The sequence below is a fragment of the Nostoc sp. TCL26-01 genome, assembly GCF_013393945.1.
GTDB lineage: Bacteria > Cyanobacteriota > Cyanobacteriia > Cyanobacteriales > Nostocaceae > Trichormus.
This window is the reverse complement of sequence record NZ_CP040297.1, coordinates 54,309-72,925: the sequence shown is the minus strand read 5'-3', so window position 1 is coordinate 72,925 and position 18,617 is coordinate 54,309. Positions and strand designations below refer to the sequence as shown.

Annotated in this window: 13 protein-coding genes; 5 read left to right on the top strand and 8 right to left on the bottom strand. The window is 40.3% G+C overall.

Annotated features, from left to right (window positions below):
* Positions 1 to 9 precede the first annotated feature (9 nt).
* Complete coding sequence (locus FD725_RS00310; RefSeq protein ID WP_179046287.1) at positions 10 to 849, bottom strand: O-methyltransferase; 840 nt, start codon at positions 847 to 849, stop codon at positions 10 to 12.
* Positions 846 to 2,081: a sedoheptulose 7-phosphate cyclase gene (locus FD725_RS00305; protein WP_179046286.1), complete on the bottom strand. Its 1,236-nt coding sequence runs from the start codon at positions 2,079 to 2,081 to the stop codon at positions 846 to 848. Before FD725_RS00305 ends, FD725_RS00310 begins: the two co-directional genes overlap by 4 nt.
* A gap of 1,217 nt (positions 2,082 to 3,298) precedes the next feature.
* Between FD725_RS00305 and FD725_RS00300 the strand changes: the two genes are divergently transcribed.
* Positions 3,299 to 3,610 carry a carbon dioxide-concentrating mechanism protein CcmK gene (locus FD725_RS00300; protein ID WP_179046285.1) on the top strand — a complete coding sequence of 104 codons (312 nt, stop codon included), beginning with the start codon at positions 3,299 to 3,301 and terminating at the stop codon, positions 3,608 to 3,610.
* A gap of 179 nt (positions 3,611 to 3,789) precedes the next feature.
* Positions 3,790 to 4,143, top strand: coding sequence for a carbon dioxide-concentrating mechanism protein CcmK (locus FD725_RS00295; protein WP_179046284.1), 354 nt, complete (start codon positions 3,790 to 3,792; stop codon positions 4,141 to 4,143).
* Positions 4,144 to 4,230: 87 nt separating this feature from the next.
* Here the strand turns inward: FD725_RS00295 and FD725_RS00290 are convergent, their stop codons facing one another.
* The gene (locus FD725_RS00290) at positions 4,231 to 4,848 is read right to left on the bottom strand and encodes a TetR/AcrR family transcriptional regulator (RefSeq protein WP_179046283.1); all 618 of its coding nucleotides are present in this window, start codon (positions 4,846 to 4,848) and stop codon (positions 4,231 to 4,233) included.
* A gap of 296 nt (positions 4,849 to 5,144) precedes the next feature.
* Here FD725_RS00290 and FD725_RS00285 point away from each other — a divergent pair, with 296 nt between their 5' ends.
* The 3 genes from FD725_RS00285 to FD725_RS00275 all read left to right on the top strand — a co-directional run bounded on the left by FD725_RS00285 (position 5,145) and on the right by FD725_RS00275 (position 8,395).
* Positions 5,145 to 6,365, top strand: a complete 1,221-nt coding sequence (locus FD725_RS00285; RefSeq protein WP_179046282.1) for an ABC exporter membrane fusion protein — start codon at positions 5,145 to 5,147, stop codon at positions 6,363 to 6,365.
* Positions 6,366 to 6,463: 98 nt separating this feature from the next.
* Positions 6,464 to 7,636, top strand: coding sequence for an ABC transporter permease DevC (gene devC / locus FD725_RS00280; RefSeq protein ID WP_179046281.1), 1,173 nt, complete (start codon positions 6,464 to 6,466; stop codon positions 7,634 to 7,636).
* Positions 7,637 to 7,699: 63 nt separating this feature from the next.
* Entirely contained in the window at positions 7,700 to 8,395 is a 696-nt protein-coding gene (locus FD725_RS00275; protein WP_179046280.1) for a DevA family ABC transporter ATP-binding protein, read from the top strand.
* Positions 8,396 to 8,850: 455 nt separating this feature from the next.
* Here FD725_RS00275 and FD725_RS00270 read toward each other — a convergent pair whose 3' ends face one another.
* The 5 genes from FD725_RS00270 to FD725_RS00250 all read right to left on the bottom strand — a co-directional run bounded on the left by FD725_RS00270 (position 8,851) and on the right by FD725_RS00250 (position 18,531).
* Positions 8,851 to 11,682, bottom strand: coding sequence for a DUF3131 domain-containing protein (locus FD725_RS00270; protein ID WP_179046279.1), 2,832 nt, complete (start codon positions 11,680 to 11,682; stop codon positions 8,851 to 8,853).
* 55 nt (positions 11,683 to 11,737) lie between these two features.
* Positions 11,738 to 13,201: a DUF3131 domain-containing protein gene (locus FD725_RS00265; RefSeq protein WP_179046278.1), complete on the bottom strand. Its 1,464-nt coding sequence runs from the start codon at positions 13,199 to 13,201 to the stop codon at positions 11,738 to 11,740.
* A 153-nt stretch (positions 13,202 to 13,354) separates the two neighbouring features.
* Entirely contained in the window at positions 13,355 to 15,640 is a 2,286-nt protein-coding gene (locus tag FD725_RS00260) for an ATP-binding protein (RefSeq protein ID WP_218653144.1), read from the bottom strand.
* A gap of 85 nt (positions 15,641 to 15,725) precedes the next feature.
* Positions 15,726 to 16,256, bottom strand: a complete 531-nt coding sequence (locus FD725_RS00255) for a Rab family GTPase (RefSeq protein WP_179046276.1) — start codon at positions 16,254 to 16,256, stop codon at positions 15,726 to 15,728.
* An 82-nt stretch (positions 16,257 to 16,338) separates the two neighbouring features.
* A complete protein-coding gene (locus tag FD725_RS00250) occupies positions 16,339 to 18,531 on the bottom strand; it encodes an OmpA family protein (protein WP_179046275.1) in 2,193 nt (730 codons plus the stop codon).
* Positions 18,532 to 18,617: the final 86 nt, after the last annotated feature.

Below are 18,617 nucleotides of genomic sequence, written 5' to 3'. Positions count from 1 at the left end.
ATTGGACAATTAAGGTGTTGTTCTGCGGATAATCGTCAAACCATCACGCAATGGCAACAGTACTTGTTCCACACGGGGGTCACGGCTGACAGTATGATTAAATTGAGCGATCGCTTCACCGTTCACACTCCGTTTTTCTGGTGCTAGATATACTTCCCCTTGCAATAATGTGTTATCTACACAGATAAAGCCATTAGCAGCTAGCAAATTTGTATCTAGCAATAGCTGAAAATACTCTGTGTACTCCTTTTTATCCGCATCGATAAACACTAAGTCAAAGGATTCTCCCGCCTCTGCTAACCTGTGCAAAGTTGCCAATGCTGCACCCAATTCCACCCGAATTTTCGTACCGTGGGGAGATTGTGCAAAAGCCTTTTGACCAATTTCGGCTGCATATGGGTCTACTTCACAAGCTACCAGCAATCCGTCCTCTGGTAAAGCTTCCGCCATTGCTAGGGCTGAATAACCTGTAAACATCCCGATTTCTAAGACTTTTTTCGCCTTAGTCATATGGACAAACATCTTCAGTGTTTGCCCTTCTATGTGACCAGATAACATCTCCTGTTCCAAGGGACGGACGGTTGTACCACCGCTAAAGTGTTCTCCCCAGGCTTCTTGGGCTGTTGTTTTGGCTAATGTAGCCAAAGCCGGCGATTCTGGAGTAGTGCATTCTTCTAGATAGGAATCTAAACCAGCAGCTAAACTCCAGGCTTGATGAATTTCAGTAACCAACGACTCTGGTAAATCTGAGTGTTGCTTGACTTCTTGCACAACTACTGCTAATTTCTCGGTTAAAATTCCCAGTGGTGTCACAGGCCTGGCTGTAGATTTGACAATCACATTCGTCATGATTTGCTACTCCCAATTAATTCTTTTTGATAGTTGGGGTACACATCTACACCTTCACCACCACGAGGATAACGAGTGCAGAGTTCTTTATGTTCTGCTAAAGCTGCGGTTAATTCTTCTTTTGTTAAGTCATTGGCAAAGAAGCAACTACCAATAGGTCTGGGCATGGCAGCTCTTTGTAAACCATCACGGGTTAAGGTGATAGACTCAGTAGCACGCCATAGCAGTTCTGCATCCAACAAAGGATGATCCAGTGATAAACCAATCCGACTCATTAAGCCTAAGATGCGATCGCGCTCTTGTGTGGTAATGTAGTTTCTGCGAGCTGCGATCGTTGCTGACAATGCCATATCAATATTGACTGCGTGACCGTGGAACATGGGAATATGAGGTGCAAGTTCTAAAGTCGGACTCCAAGTGTGACCATAAGCAATCACCCTATCTAGGTCTAACTCGTGTAAGTTGGGTACTTCCAACTCCAACATCTTGTGGATAGCTTTGTATGTCAGACGATGAGCTATTTCTTTGATCTCTGGTGTGGCATCTACATTACCAAAGTGAGTGTACAGCAATTCTTCACCGTACTTTTCCAATAACTCAAACACTTCTTGGTGTGCGACTACGGCGATTTTGACTAACTCCGCCATACCGTTACGCACTTGGTCTATTGGTAAAGTACGCAGTAAGGAAAAATCTAAGAACACTTTTTGTGAAGCATGATAAGCACCTAAACGATTTTTCAGCTTCTTGTGATTCACGGCTACTTTAATCGCCACACTAGCATCGATTAATCCTATCAGGGTGGTAGGAATACGGATATAATTGCTGCTACGACGATATGCAGAGCAAGCAAAACCTACAACATCTGTAATTAAACCACCACCTATGACTAAGACTGGTTCTTTGCGGACTAATCGGAAATCTGCAAAGACATCTACAACTTTCTCAAATGTTTGGATAGTCTTATTTGGTTCGGTAATAGTAATGGGAAACAGTGTCAAGTCAATATTGTAATACTGGAAGTATTTCTGAATTTGCTGACTATATAGCTGACTGACATTAGCATCTACAATTGCCAAGCATCTACCAAAGTTACTGTATGTATCTGCTAACTCTGGATTTGTAATCTCAAAAACTCCATCTACATAAACTAAATCGTATGCAATTTTTTCGTATCCCTCTACATGAAAAGATGTTGCTTGTGCTTCAAACTTTGTTTGGACGATACTCATATTTTTGACCTCTGATTGCAATACATAATTATCAATATCTGGCTGAAATTTTTAGACGTTCTCGCCAAGATATTAATGTTTTTGCAGCAGTATCTTCCCTAATTTCTCATGAGAAATAAGAGCTAGCCTACAGCAGATTTTGGCAGTTACGAAAACTCTGTCATATCAAGGTAAAGCACTAGAGAATAAACAGTGCCATTAAACCTCAGAAACACCATATAAGCAGAAAAAAAGTATCCTACTTCCCTGTTGCTTAACAGATGAGTCTAGATATGTTCAAAAATTCTAGGATTAATCATTAATCAAAGAAACCGCACCTGATTAGTAGTAGTTGTTGTTGACGAAGGTGCTTTAGATTAACTTCACATTTCTAAACATATCACTATTTGCTAGTTGTTGCACATTATCCATAAAAATTTTTTAGAAAAATTTATTGATATCCCATAATCAATACTTTTGACACGATTTTTCTAGATTGAACTTGAGCAATTATATTCAGCCAACCAGCAAACATAATTTTCCCTCAATGCCTAATATCCTTAGAATTGACATGATTGAATTGCCTCCAAATTTTCAAAAAATCAAGAGGCGTTTGAGAAAGTAGACATGAAAATTACCTAATAATTAGGCAACTTCTGACTACTAAACTAGTAAACATATCTAACTTTTTAGGAACAGCAGAAGAGTGATTTATCTTTGTTGAACCTTCAATAACCTACCAACTATTGCAACAAAAATACATAAAATTACTCTCATTTTTAATCTGTTGACACCAAAGGAAATCTCAGGAGATGATAGATTTCTTGGACTTAGGCAGTAGTTTGCCAGCCAGAGCAGTAATTTTGATGCTCAAACAGCTTAATATTGTCTTTACATTTCTCAATGTAACATTGTTTGTAAAATATTTCACCTAAACTAAAGATACATTTTCACTAAAATTCCTGGGAATTTCACGGATTACTTGAGTAAAAATACTTATTGACAATGTGAGTATTTTCTAGGCGATCGCATATTTAAGAGGATGGAGGAGACAAGGGGAGCCAGCACCGTGCGGGGGTTTCCCCCGTTGAGGTGACTGGCGTGACAAGGAAACAACATATTAATCTTTCTCTCCTTCACTCACGACTCACTAAAGAAATTTCTCCCTCAGTATCGCAATGACATCTAAAGCCTCGTACAATTAGTATCACTTAACTTTTTAATCAGGAGCTAATGCCATGCCAATGGCGGTTGGCGTAATCGAAACTTTAGGTTTTCCAGCTGTGTTGGCGGCAGCTGATGCAATGGTAAAATCTGCCGCAGTGACACTTGTGTATTATGGTCAAGCAGAAAGCGCTCGCTTATTAGTAGCAGTTAGGGGACAAGTTGCAGAAGTCAAAAGAGCAGTTGAAGCCGGGATCGCGGCTGGTGAACAAGCACATGGGGGTGAAGTCATTACCCATTACATAGTTCCCAACCCCCCAGACAATGTGGAAGCAATTCTGCCTATCCACTTTACTGAAAAATCTGAGCCTTTTCGGATGTTTTAGGGATTGGGGATTGGGGATTGGGGATTGGGGATTGGGAGCAGAGGAGAATAATTAATTACTCAGCACTCAGCACGGGCTAAACGCCCCGCTTCCGCTAACAGCACTCATTACTCAGCACTCAGCACTCACCACTCACCACTCTCTTACATAGATTTGTTATTCATACAGGAGATTAATTAATGTCATCACTACAAGCAGTTGGAGCGCTAGAAACTAAGGGTTTTCCGGCTGTGTTAGCCGCAGCTGATGCGATGGTTAAAGCCGGTCGTGTTACCTTGGTTGGTTATATTAGAGTCGGTAGCGCTCGGTTTACAGTGAATATTCGTGGAGATGTTTCGGAAGTCAAAACGGCTATGGCGGCTGGTGTGGAAGCGGCACAGAATGTTTACGGTGGCACATTAGAATCTTGGGTAATTATTCCTCGTCCCCACGAAAACGTAGAAGCTGTGTTACCTATAGGCTATACAGAAGCAGTTCAACAATATCGGGATTCTGTAGAAAACCCCATCATCCGTTCATCTAACGGCAGATAGAGTGATTCTCTCTAAAATATATGTGAGAAATATATCTGTAGAGACGTAGCAATGCTACGTCTTTATTAGTGTAATTTCATTCATATATTATTCAGCACAGTTAATAATTAGATGTGTTAAAGCATCAATTAGGCGATCGCTTTCCATTGGCATAATCTCTTTACCGTGCATAATCTCTTGGGTCATGACAAAATGCACTAGTGAGCCAATGAGTATTCTGGCTGTAGCTTCGGGATCGGGGATGTTGAGTTCAGGACGGGAAGCTAAGTATTTACTAATAGTTTCTAGTGCTGGTTTGGCAATGCTACCAATGAAAATTTGCGCTAGTTCTGGAAAACGTGCTGATTCTCCGATCAACAATCGTTCAAATGACTGATATTCTGGATCATCTTCCATCTGATTTAAGGCTGTTTTAGCTAGCCGACGCAACACTATATATGGTTCACCCCGTAAAGGTTGTGTGCCTAAGATTAATTGAAACCGCTTTCTTGCCAGTTTTTCTATTAAGGCTCTAAAAAGTCCTTCTTTATCCTGAAAGTGACTATACACTGTGGCTTTAGAAACACCAGCCGCCTCTGCTACCTTGTCCATGCTAGTAGCAGCATAGCCATGAGCTAAAAATTCTTGCATCGCTCCTTGCAGAATTTTTTCAACTTTATCTGTAGAATTAGAGCGTTCTGTTTCCCCAGCTTTTGCGCGTGCCATTTTTTAATCCTTATTTTAAGAGGGGAGTGAGAGAGTGCTGAGTGAGGGAGTGAGGGAGTGCTGAGTTTTGACTAATGACTAATGACCAATGACTATTGACTAACCTAAACTAGTCCGTTTAGTATAATCATATTATATAACTATACAGTTTAGTTTTGTATAGCTCAAATCAGATATTAGGTAGGGATTGAGCATATAAGAGTAGCTGTAAGAGTTAAATTGTAAAGTCGGTGGGGACATTTACCAAAATTCGATTTGAGTCAGCGAAGTTGAAATTGCTACAAAGGTATGCGATTGTGCAAAATTCAAAGCTAGACCGTTCAATTGCTCCTCAGTCGATTTTACGTCCATCCATTTTTTTAGCTTTTTTTGTATCTTGTGTTGTCATCGGTATCAGTGTTTTTATAGGAATCAAATTTCGGGAAGCATCTAATCAAAAGGTACAAGCACCAACAGCATTAATACCAGAGCTAAAAACGGTCACAGCTTTAGGACGGATTGAACCAAAGGGGACAGTGATTAAACTCTCTGCGACTACATCCAGTGAGGGAAGTCGGGTAGAACAACTACTAGTCAAAGAGGGGGATAGAGTAAAACCAGGACAATTAATTGCGGTGTTGGATAGTCGCGATCGCTTGGAGGCGGCGTTTAAGGAAGCACAAGCACAGGTAAAAGTAGCGCAAGCAAATCTCAGCCGCACTCAAGCAGGAGCTAAACCAGGAGAAATTGCGGCTCAACAAGCCACCATTGCTAGGCTAGAAGCAGAAAGTCAAGGTAACGTAGCGGCTCAATTAGCAACCGTAGCGCGACTACAAGCCGAAGTGCAAAATGCTCAAGCAGAAAACCAACGCTACCAAACCCTGTACGAACAAGGTGCGATTGCTGCTTCCCAACGAGATAATAAGCGGTTAAATCTGGAAACAGCCCAAAAAACCCTCCAAGAAGCACAAGCTCAGTTGCAGCGCATCCAAGCTAGCAGTTGGCAACAACTCCAACAAGCCAAAGCCACCCTAGCACAAATCACCGACGTGCGTGGGGTAGACGTAGCCGCAGCCAAAGCCGAAGTAAATCGAGCGATCGCTGCCAGGAATCAAGCTGAAGTGGATTTACAACAAGCCTACGTACGCTGGCCGAAAGACTCCACACAGACATCTTCTCCAGACGCTCAAGTATTTGAAATTCATACTCGTCCTGGGGAACTAGTATCAAATGATGGCATAGCCGATATCGGACAAACCAATCAGATGTACGTAGTAGCTGAAGTATACGAAAGTGATATCAGCAAAATCAAACCAGGTCAACAAGTCCGGATTATTGGTGACTATCTACCCATTGAATTGCAGGGAATAGTAGAACGCAAAGGTTTACAAGTTCGTCGGCAAAATGTAGTAAATACTGACCCCACCAGCAACATTGACAACAGAGTCATAGAAGTCCAAATCCGCCTCAATCATCCCTCCAGTCAACAAGCAGCCGATTTAACAAATATGCAAGTTAAAGCCGTCATTGAACTGTGAAGTAAGAGGATTGGGGACTGGGGACTGGGAACTGGGGAGAAGAATAATAACCAATGACTATTAACTATTGACCATTGACTATTGACCATTGACCAATTATGCAAATCTTTGAGCAATTTAGGCGCAGAACACCTCTAGGATGGCTGCAACTGAGTCATGAAAAAAGCCGTCTTTTGGTAGCATTGTCGGGTATTGCGTTTGCTGACTTGCTGATGTTTATGCAGTTGGGGTTTCAAGCAGCGCTATACGACAGTAACACTAGATTACATTGCAGTTTACAAGCAGATGTGATTCTCATTGGTTCACAAACTCGTAACTTACAACGCATCTCTACTTTTTCTCGACGGCGGTTGTATCAAGCAATGGATATACCGGGAGTGAAATCAGCTGAGGCGATGTATGTCAGTAATATGGTGTGGAAAAATCCCCAAACACGGCGAGATACAGAAATTCTCGTGATTGGGATTAATCCAGATAGGCCGGCTGTGAATTTCCCAGAAGTTAACCAAAAAATATCAGAAATTAAGCTGCCAGATACAGTTTTATTTGATCGTGCAGCAAGAGGAGATTATGAACAAACCATCGCTCAATTAGAACAAGGTAAAACTGTTAAAACTGAGCTAGAAAGACGCAAAGTAACTATTAGTGGTCTATTTAAATTAGGCGCTTCTTTTAGTGCTGATGGTACTCTCATTACCAGTGATCAAAACTTCTTGCGGCTATTTCCTCGACAACCAGCCGCTAGTGTCAGTATTGGTTTGATTCAGTTGCAACCCAATGTTAATCGTCAACAAGCAGTAGCGGCATTACAAGCAAGACTATCAAATGATGTTAAAGTATTAACTCATGCAGAATTTATTGAATTTGAAAATAACTTTTGGCGAACTAATTCCCCTATCGGATTTATCTTTAGTATTGGGGTATCAATGGGCTTTGTGATTGGAGTAATCATTGTTTATCAAGTCTTGTCAACAGATGTGAATACTCATATAAAAGAATACGCAACTTTTAAAGCTATTGGCTATCGTCATTATTATTTGTTGGGTGTGGTGTTGGAAGAAGCTGTAATTTTAGCATTGCTAGGCTTTGTCCCAGGTTTAGCAGTCTCTTTAGGACTTTATCAACTAACTCGAACTGCAACAAATTTACCTATGTATATGACATTAATGCGGGGAGTACAAGTATTGTTGCTCACTATTTTTATGTGTGCAATTTCCGGAGCGATCGCCACTCGTAAACTGCAAGCCGCAGATCCGGCAGATATGTTTTGAATGGCTATTAAGTACTGTGTACTGTGAGGATGAATAAGAAAAACTAATCCCCAATTCCCATATATGTATAAAATAATTTCCATCCGTAACCTTGACCACTATTTTGGTAATGGTTCACTGCGTAAACAAGTTTTATTTAATATCAATCTAGAAATTAATCGGAGTGAAATTGTTATTTTGACTGGACATTCTGGTTGTGGTAAAACTACTTTACTGACTTTAATTGGGGGCTTACGTTCTCCCCAGTCTGGTAGTGTATTGGTGTTAGGCAGAGAACTTTGTGGTGCTAATGCGGAACAATTAGTCCAGGCGCGACGGCGTAATGGTTATATTTTTCAATCACATAACTTGCATGGCAGTTTAACAGCCTTGCAAAATGTGACAATGGGTTTGGAACTACATCAATATATTGATTCATCAGAAATCTCAACTCGTGCAATCCAGATTTTAGAACAGGTGGGTTTAGGAAATCGCCTAAATTACTATCCTGATCAGTTATCGGGAGGGCAAAAACAACGAGTAGCGATCGCTCGCGCTTTAGTTAGTCATCCCCAAATTGTTTTAGCTGATGAACCGACAGCCGCTCTAGATAGTCAATCAGGACGAGATGTGGTGAATTTAATGCAGAAATTAGCCAAGGAACAAGGCTGTACAATCTTGATGGTTACGCATGACAATCGGATTTTAGACATTGCTGATCGCATTGTACAAATGGAAGATGGCAAGCTAGTTAATCCCACTCCTGCCACAATTAGCTAACTAGGTTCATAATCTTGTCGTCACTTTGTCATATTATTGCCATACTTGTATGTAATATTTAACTTGTATTTGGTTACAAAATGCTTTTTTTGGGTTACAAGGTAGGGTTTTCCTGCCTTTTTTTGTGCTTTTTACAGTTCAGGTAGAGCGAAAAACCTGAAATTGCGTAGATTATACCAATTAAAAAAAAGAATACGACGGATAGCTTACCTGCATTTCTCACAAAACGGTAGGGGCGGGTTCACGAGATATTCGTAAATGATTGAAGCATATTTGTAAACCCGCCCCTACAGCCTCTAGACTTCGATTTGATAAATTTCGTGAGAAATCCGGGCTTAGTAGGCGTGTATGTCGTACCCCTGACAGTTATTTTGGTTGCTGACGAAAAAATGCTTGTTACTGCCGAAACTGTTTAATCAACTCTAGTGTTTTTTGGTATTCATCAGTGTTGCTAATTATTTGGTCTTCTTTGTGCCAGTGATTAGTGGAGTATTTTGGCTACTTGAAACCCAGTAACTTCCAGAACTATCACCAATTAACTTAGTTTGTTGTCTGGCAATATTGGGTAGACCTCGCCCAGAATTTCCTTTAGTAACTGCTTCCCACCAAGGAGAGTTCATTGTAGTAGTTGGACGAATTAGCGGCTGTCGATTCATCGCCTTGTACAACAACGATTGCAAAATTATACTGTTGGTGCTGCTGGTGAAACCAACTGCTGTTTTACCCGTGGTTTCATAGAAGCCTTCATAAAATCCAGCTAAGGGATTGTATAAGTCAGTCGTTCCTTGGAGTAACTGTTGACTATACTTGTTTTCTGGTAGCAGAGCATGATAAGCAAAAGCTACTGCTGTACTTACCAGTCGTCCCTTGGGTACAGGTTGACCGTTATCTCCTAAAGCTACCCAAGGCTTACCCTGCCCAGTAATTGTAGTGTGGACAATGTAAGGACGGCGATCAATAAGGGTGGTGGCTGAGGCTGTGAGAGTGCCAGTCCGACGGTAACGTTCGGCTTGGGCTTGGAAAATTGGTTCAAAGAGCGATCGCATCTGTGGATCTAGTCCAAACTCCAGAGCGTAAACTAGAAAAGGATTGCTCACTGTATATTGATTAACTTGGGAGTTGGTATCCTGGCGACGGCGTTGGGTTGGGACTTTTACCCCTTCTACTGGGGTCGTTTGATATTCACCCCCAACAACAGAACCTTCAACATTAAACCCCCATAATTGAAACGCACGGGCGGCGTATTCTTCATAACCCAAGCGGGTTTCGGGATTAACGCGGGTAAAAGATCGCCCATCTGGCTCTTTAGTGACAGTAGCGCTGGAGAGAATACCTTCACGTACCACACGCAAGTATGACCAATCCAACACAATTTTATCTACGGCAGTTGTGTATTCTGGATGACAGGTTTTTAAGTTGTAAAGTGCTGCTAGTATCCTGCCTAAATCTAAAGCTGACCAACCGTTACCTTCTGGAACTGGATTTCCACCATAATCTACTGATTGTAGAGTGCGCGTATCGTAACCCCGACTCGGCAACTCCTCAGCAAATAATGGTAATTTTGTCAATGCTGCTAAAAGATGGCGGGTGCGCTGGTCAAATTCTTTGGGTGTAATGATATCGAGCGATCGCGCGCTATGAAGTGCAGCCAGATAATCTCCTAGTCCCCAGAGAGTTGCACCTTTAAAATCACTGCGATCGTCAATTAGCCCATTTTTAGAATGATAATTAGCTTGAAAGTATCGCCAAGCCGCCTCTGCATAACGTCGTTCAATCACCGACAGCGATCGCTCTAATTTGAGATTAGATGACGACTTCGGACTACCGACTGGTGGAATAGGTGTAATAGCTACTTCTGTAGGTTTAGAAGTATTCGTCAGGGTTGCAGTTGGAGGCGTTGCAGAAGCAGCATTCTCACTGGGCTTGACAGTAGATATAGAATTGGGAGGTGTGGCAGGAGAAGTATTCTCAACGGGCTTACCAGTAGAGACACTAACTGAACTAGAGCCAATTAAAGGGCGATTTCCCCTAGCTTTGTAATATAAAATCTCCAAAATTAACCCATTTGTATTACCTGTCAAAGCTTTGTTGGGTTGTTTGGATTCTTCATAAATCCCGGCATAATAACCACTATCATCAGGACTGCGGAGATCCTTAACCACATCAAAAACTTTTTGAGCATAGGCATGATCGGGAAACAGATAGCGCCAGCCAAAAGCAGCTTTGGTACTGATGCTGCGAAACTGTGGGTAAGGTTGATTAGCATCGGTAATAGTTGCCCAGTTTGCACCATTGGCGTATACGGTGTTGTAGAGAAAATAAGGTGCTTGGTCGATATTATCTTCTGTAACCGCAGTTAACTGACCTGTAGTATCGTAACGCCGTTTCTGCACATCTAAAACTCTGGCAGCAAAATCAGCCAACTCACCTTGCCAGCCAAATTCAATCCCGTCAAGGATATAAGACTCACTAACAACGTAATTATTGGCGTTGGTGCTTTTAAAGTCACGGGTATCAACGGGAATTTGCACACCATTAATTTCCACTAGTTTGAACGGCTCAAAAGCGATCGCTTTAGGTGCAGAGAAACCCCAAAGTTGATAACCTCTAGCACCGTATTCTTCGTAACCGAGTCGTCCTTCTTGCACCAATAATGTTTTTTTATCTGGGAGAACAGTTGCGCCAAAAAGTTGCCCATCTTTGAGCGATCGCGCTACTTGCCACTTGGCGATAATTCCTTTGAGCCAATCATTATATTGCGGATGACAACTGCGGATGACATCAAACGCCGCCAACATTCGCCCAATATCCAAAGCCGACCAACCAATACCCTGCTCAATCACATTGTTGCCATAATCAACCATTTGTGCAGTGGCTGCATGATAAACTTTATTGGGCAACGCATCTTCAAATAATTTCAGACTGTTGAGAGTAGTTAAAAATTTGTTAAGGCGAGTATCAAAGTCTGCTTGGTCAGTCAGATTTAACCAGCGTGCAGCATTCAAGGCCATTAAATAATTACCCATGTCCCAAATTGTACCGGAAGGATAACCCCCAGTAGCATTGGTAAATCCCGTTGCTGGCTGATAATTTTTGACAAAATACTGCCAAGCCGCACGAGCATAAGTTTGTTCTTCGGGTGTGAGTGGGGCTGTAATACTGCTACAGCTATTGGGGTTTTGAGATAAAACTGGTGTTGGGATGTAAAACAACAATTGTAGAAATGTTCCTACTAGGAACATTGCAATCCATCTCAACAGCTTTTGTTGATGGTGCTTAAATAGCATATTTTTTATTGCTGAGAATATTAGCTGTAACTTAAATTGCCTTGTTGGTTGATTATCACTTTACCCCTGCCCAAACAGTCAGTGGTTTACCAACCTGCTTATACAATAAGCTTTCTAAAATCACACCATTATTGTTAGCGGTAAGAGTTTTATTTGGCTGACGCAGAGATTCATAAAAGCCGTTGTACCAACCATCTTTTGATTTGAGGTTGGCTTGGACGAAATCAGATAACTGACGAGTATAAGGGGTGTTATATAGTACGTGCCAACCGATCGCTGCTTTGGCACTGAGAAACCGCAAATCATTATGCTGTTGTCTAGTATCTGTGATCGTTGCCCAAGGTTCTCCGTTGACAAATAGACTGCTGTAAACAAAGTATGGAGGGCGATCTAGGTTATCTTCAGTGACGGCGGTTAATTGTTTTGTCGCTTGATAGCGGGATTCTTGAGCCGCTAAAATTCTATCGGCATAGGCTTTAGGTAAAGCTTGAAAGCCTGTTTCCATACCGTCTAAAATATATGGCTCACTCAGAACGTAGTTATTCGCGCCAGAGTTTTGATAATCGCGCCGGTCATAGGGAATTCCCTGGCCATAAAGATTGACAAACGCAGTATTAGACTGGTAATCCAAAGCTTGTTTAACATTCAAGCCCCACAACTGCAAACCATAGGCAGCATAATTCTCGTAGCCTAAACGACCTTCTTGATTGTATTGTTCTTTGCCTGCGATGACGCTAGTACCGTACATTTGGCCATTTTTGGTCAAGCGTTTGACTTGCCAATGTTGCCAAACATCAGTGGAAAGCGATCGCAATTTTGGATACTTCGCGCCGACAATCTTCAGCCAGATCGCCATCCGCCCTAAATCAATAGCTGACCAACCAACTTCTTCTTGTTTGTCTAGTTGACCGTAATTAACAGGTATCAGGGTTTTGGCATTGTAGACTTTGTTGGGTAGCTCTCCTTTGTATAAGGGCATTGATGCCAGTGTTTTCAACATTTTGCTCATTTTGGCTTCAAATTCAGCCACAGGCACAATGTTGAGTTCTCTAGCACTGACTAAGGCGGCGATCGCTGCTGTCTGATCCCACATACTGACAGAGGCAAAGCCATCAACAGCATTTACTAAACCAGTTTCATCGTTCCAGTTGCGCTGGAAGTATGACCAAGCCTGACGGGCATTTGCCATTTCTTCAGCAGTTAGTTTTCCCACTCCAGGAGCAACATAGGGAAGCTGATTTGCTGTTATTTGGCTTTTAGGAATAGGTTGACCAGGCAAAACCACAGATTTGGCATCTAGGCTAGCAACTGTTTCCGCTTCTTGATTAGGGAGGGTAGGACGCGGTGTATTTTTACTCCCAGTTTGGGAGGTTGATATTTCCGGTTTGGCAACGGAAGTCTGAGCAAGTTGCTTAGACCAAAAATTAAAAAAGGCGATCGCGATGACAGCAGTTACTATACCTCCTACGGAAGCCAGGATGGAAAGACTTTTCGGTGGGGGTTGAAAATCAGAACTCATGCAGATTAAAACCTCATCTTAGTGGTTGCTGTTGTTTGTGAAGTCTCGCTAAAGTTTAGTCTGCCCAATTTGTAAATTTGATGAACATTTCTCTGGGACATTTCCATATTTAATCGGACACCACAAAGTAAATCAGCCACCGATGAGAAATCCCTAGACCTCGACAGATTTTAAATACTCTTGGATGCGTTTCACAACGCCTTCTAGGTCTGAGATTAAGTTAGCAGTACCTCGACGCTCTTGGTGATGAGCTAGTTTTTCTAGTTCGTCTGCTGCCAGAAACATAGTTGTTGCTCCCACATTACCACTAGCACCTTTCATTTGATGGGCTTCTTGCGCTAGTTGTGCGAAGTCATGAGCAGCGATCGCCAATTTGGCTATTTCTAAATGATTGTGTATATCTTCAACGAATATTTGTAGTAGTTGGATTTCAAATTCTCGATCATTTTCTGTGAGGCGATGCAAGTGTTCCCAATTAATTGGTAAATCAACTAAATCTATATTTTCTGAAGAAATAGTCTGCTCAGATGCCTGTTTTTGGAAGATTGCCTTTGCCCAAACATCTAAAGTCTTCGCTAAGATTTCTTTCATCACTGGCTTGCTGAGATAGTCATCCATCCCTGCATCTAGACACATTTTTTGGTCTTCTTTCATGGCATTAGCTGTCATCGCAATTACCACAGGACGACGACCACTAGCAAAGCGACTTTCTGGCCAACGATGAATTTCTTTTGTGGTTTCCAAGCCGTCAAGAATCGGCATTTGGCAATCCATGAGAATTAAATCGTAAGGAACTTTTTCTAAAATCTCTAAAGCTTCTTTGCCATTATTAGCAACATCGGCACTGCAACCTAAGCTTTTGAGTTGCTTAAGAGCCACTTTTTGATTTACCAAATTATCTTCAGTTAAAAGAATTCTTAAGTTTGCATAATTTTGCACAGAAACATTGCAGTTATGGTTGTCTTTTTTCGCTGCTAACTCCTGAGTTCTGGTTTCTGCTTCCGCAAGCATCACATCAGCAGTAATCGTGAAATAGAATGTACTACCTACATTGATCTCACTTTCAACCCAAATTTTGCCACCCATTAATTCGCACAGTCGCTTGCAGATGGCAAGACCTAACCCAGTACCGCCATACTCTCGCGTGATGGAGGAGTTCGCTTGACTAAAAGCTTTAAATAATCGTTCCAGGCGATCGCTGGGAATTCCCATACCTGTATCTTTAACAGTAAACTGAATTTCGTAAGTATTTGCAGCAGAGTCATGAAGATTCCCCTTTTGACGACTAATAAATGAAACCTCTATACCTCCAGTTGCCGTGAATTTAATCGCATTACTAATTAAGTTAATCAAGATTTGGCGCACTCGAATGATATCCCCGACAATTATTTTCGGAAATTCATGTGTATCTATAAAAGTGAGTTGTAAATTTTTTTCTTGGGCTTTATGCTTAAGTAAATTCAAAGCCTCTTGAATGCAGTTTCGCAAATTGAAAGGTTGATATTCTAGTTCTAAACCTGATTGAATTTTAGAAAAGTCCAGGAAATCATTAATAATTTTGAGTAAGGAATTTCCACTAGTGTAAATGGTTTCAATAAAGTCTCGCTGTTCGCCACTTAATTCTGTATCTAGTAATAAATCAGCTATGCCAGTCACCGATGAAATGGGAGTCCGGACCTCATGGCTAATCATCGCTAAAAATTCCTGTTTCGCTAATTCTACTTGCTTGCGTTCAGTCATGTTTCGCAAAATGTAAACATAACCTTGAAAATGTTCAATTTCTGTCTTCACTATTGAAGATGAGAAAGCTACGGAAATTTTTTTACCATTTTTGGTACAGCAAACGGTTTCCACCTCTTTGAGCAAAGGATTTAGTTGTAGACTTCGGGATAGATCACTACTTTCAATATTAACTTCTTGCAAAACTTTAGTGATAGGTTGACCGATAAGTTCTACGTCGTCATACTCTAATAACACTTGTGCGGCTGGATTGAGTTTTTTAATTTCCCCCGACAAAGTTGTGACTAACAACGCATCTGCCATTGATGTGACAATTTGGTCAATGTATTGTTTGGAAGCCTTTAAGTTACGCAGCAAAAGATTTGCTTCATTTGCACCTTGAAACAATTTTTGTTCTAAAACCATCCTTTCGGTGACATCTTCTACAACCATAATTAGTTGAGTCCTAGAATCATCTGTTTGAAGATTCTTGGCAATACAAATATCAATATATAAAGGAGCATCTATATCGAGCGATTCTCCTGCGGAGACGCTACGCGATCGCCTAATTCCCTTTAATTCAAAATTATTTTGCTTTCCTTGTCGAATCTCAGCAAATATATCTTCTAACCCTGCCAATTCGGGAAATATAACGCGCACATCTTGCCCTTGCTTAACTTCATCTGTAATATTAATAAAATGATTTACACCAAAGGACATTTCTCCAATCTGAAGGTTTTCGTCAATTATCAAGTATTCAACACGACATACAGACAATATAGTTGTCAATAATGAGTTCATTTGATTAGACTAAATGATTGGCTAAAATTTGAAATATTTCATCAACGTTATTGCCAGTTTTGGCTGAAGTTACATAAGTATTTAATATCTGCTTTTGATCGCTGAATTGATACGTTTGGCGGATGTTTTCTAAATACTCTTTTGCGACTAAATCCGATTTATTCAAGGCAACAACAATATAACTTTGAGGATTAACAGTTAAAAAAGTTTGCATATGTTCTTGGAGATGATTGAGTGTTTCTGGTTGTGTGACATCACCAACTATTACAGCACCTTTAGAACCTTGAAAATAATTTTGAGCAACTGCTTTAAACTTATTACTGCCTTCAATATCCCAGATGATAAGTTGTAGCTTTAGCGAATCATCTATGCCAAGTTTTTGTTGGGTCAAATTAATCGATTTTTGAGAAATTTTTACTCCCACGGTTGAAAGATATTCATCACTAAATTGACATTCAACAAATTGGCGAATTAGACTGGTTTTACCAACTCCAAAATCGCCGAATAAGCATATTTTTTTCGAGATTGTAGACATATATATCTTCTATTTGGTTTTGGCTAAAACTTAGTAAACCTGCATTTTCTAGAATTTTCTTACCTATGGTAAAAGCTGCTAATTACTGACTGAACGGTTCTAGGACTACACAGCGACTTAACCATAAGGGGTGAGTTGCATCAATTCCTGGAGGTAAATTTGTGCGACTCATTAGCTGTAGACGAGATGGATTGACACCTAATTTGATTAAGGCTTGTTGTACAGCTTTTGCTCGCATGAGTCCTAAATGGTGAGATGAAATTTTATCATTCCGTTCATTACTATAACCAATAATTTTTAAATTCTTACTTGGATGTTGATTTAGAAAAAACTTGACTTGTTGAATCTTAGACCTTAAATCTGCTTTGAGCAAATTTCCTGAATCGGGTTCAAAGTAAAACCTAACTTTAATCTCCACGGGTTCTACTCGGACTTCGCTATATACAGATTTTACGCCAGGAATTTGCTCAAATGCCTGAACAATAGTGTGAATATCTGCTATTCGGTTGACAGTACCGACAATTGCTACTTTACCATCGATATATTGAGTAGAAATTGCTGTACCATCCGTTTGATTTAAAACTGTCGTGACTCGTTTAACTTCAGCAGCAGCTAATACAGGATCTGCTGGAACTTCTACTAATAAAATTTGATTGTCAATCAACCAATTAGGTGAAGTAATTTTTACAATTTGTTCGGCTTTCTGGCGCAGAACTTGATTGGGTAATCGTCCAGTTAATTTTAATTTATTATGTTTAACCTCCACTGTTAATCGATATATAGCTAATTCTGGAATAGAAGCTATTGCCAACGCATTTTTACTTTCAATAGAATTTATTATGGCAGTATGGCGTTGCCAAATACTCCAAGGAATGATAATAGAACTAATAACTGTTAAGCTTAATAATAGCAGTGGAGAAAACTTACTTTTCTGCTTTTTTTGCTGAACATCTGCATTTTTAATTGCTTCTAAAAGTGTATGTATTTCAATTGGAACTGAATCTGGATTGCCGTCAAATTTTTCAATGACATCACCATATGTTTTCACAATCTTACTGAAACTTTGCCGCATTTCCCAGATAAATTTTTTGTTTGGTTCTCCTTGTACAACGATCGCTAAATAACAGTAGCCTGCAACTTCTAAAATTATTTTGGATGTACCATATGCTATAGTGTCTAATTCGGATACACTGCCTGATTGATTGATACAATCATTAGCAAAGCTGCGAATTGCTGTTAACATTCCTGCAACCATTTCTGCTTCTAGCTGCTGTGTATCGGCATTCTGAATATCGGAAATTACTAAACCAGATGCTTTATGAATCAGAAAAATAGCTTGAATTGCAAATGGTAGAGCTTCTTTAAGAATTAATTCTGCTTCGGAAACCCTCTGTAACCTGGCACGAATTTTACGTTTAATTCCGTCAACGCTTAGAGTTTCTTCAAGTTGTCGGTTAATGGCACTGATTGTCTCTGCCATATATTTAGAGATAGTACTACCAATAATGGGGTAGAGTGCATCCACCATAATATTTTGTTCAAGTTCAATTTGCTTTTTTATAGCTTGTCCCATCGCCGGAGCGATCGCTTCAGAAACTTCCTGCGGCGCAACAATAATCTGCTGAGAGATAGCTAAGGGAACAGCTGGAGCGATCGCCATACTCACGCTGATTTTATCTTGTGTAGTACGACTCTGAATAGCCTGATCAATAATAGGAGAAATTATCTGTGCAATTTCCTCTTTTGACTCAGTAATTTTGAGCTTCAAAAGCTCAGAAATACATGGGAGCATAAGATTAATTAGCTCTTGAGGAGTGTAAATTTGATACTCTAGTTTGGTGAATTTTTGTGTTAATTCAGTGAGAATACTATTAAAATAGTCTAATTCTTTTCCTAATAATATCTGTTGTAACTTCTTGAGAGGATCTTCTACTATATCGGAATTTAAATTATCTAGACTTTCCTCAAATATAGCAATCATTTGTAAAGGTTCTTCTATTTCTTCTCTAACAATTTGTGATGTAATAGGTAGATTGTGGCGAGAGAGCAAAGTAGATTCTAAATAAGCTTCACATATTTCCCAAGGGACTGGAGCGAGTTCCAGGAATTCAATATTTTCTGTAGCATATTTGTCCTGATCATCAGTTTCTAAAGATGGCTCAGGTGATTCGATAATGTTGAGTTCAACGAGCAGATCCACTAAACTTTCAATATGTACAGTTTCTTCTTGCTTTAACTTCACAGATTGAGAAATCGAATTTTCTATCTGAGTCATATCAGTAAGTCTTACTAAAGTACTGAGTGTTGAGGATTTAAATCAGTTATCAGTTATCAGTGAAGAGTCCTAACGGCGTATGGTGG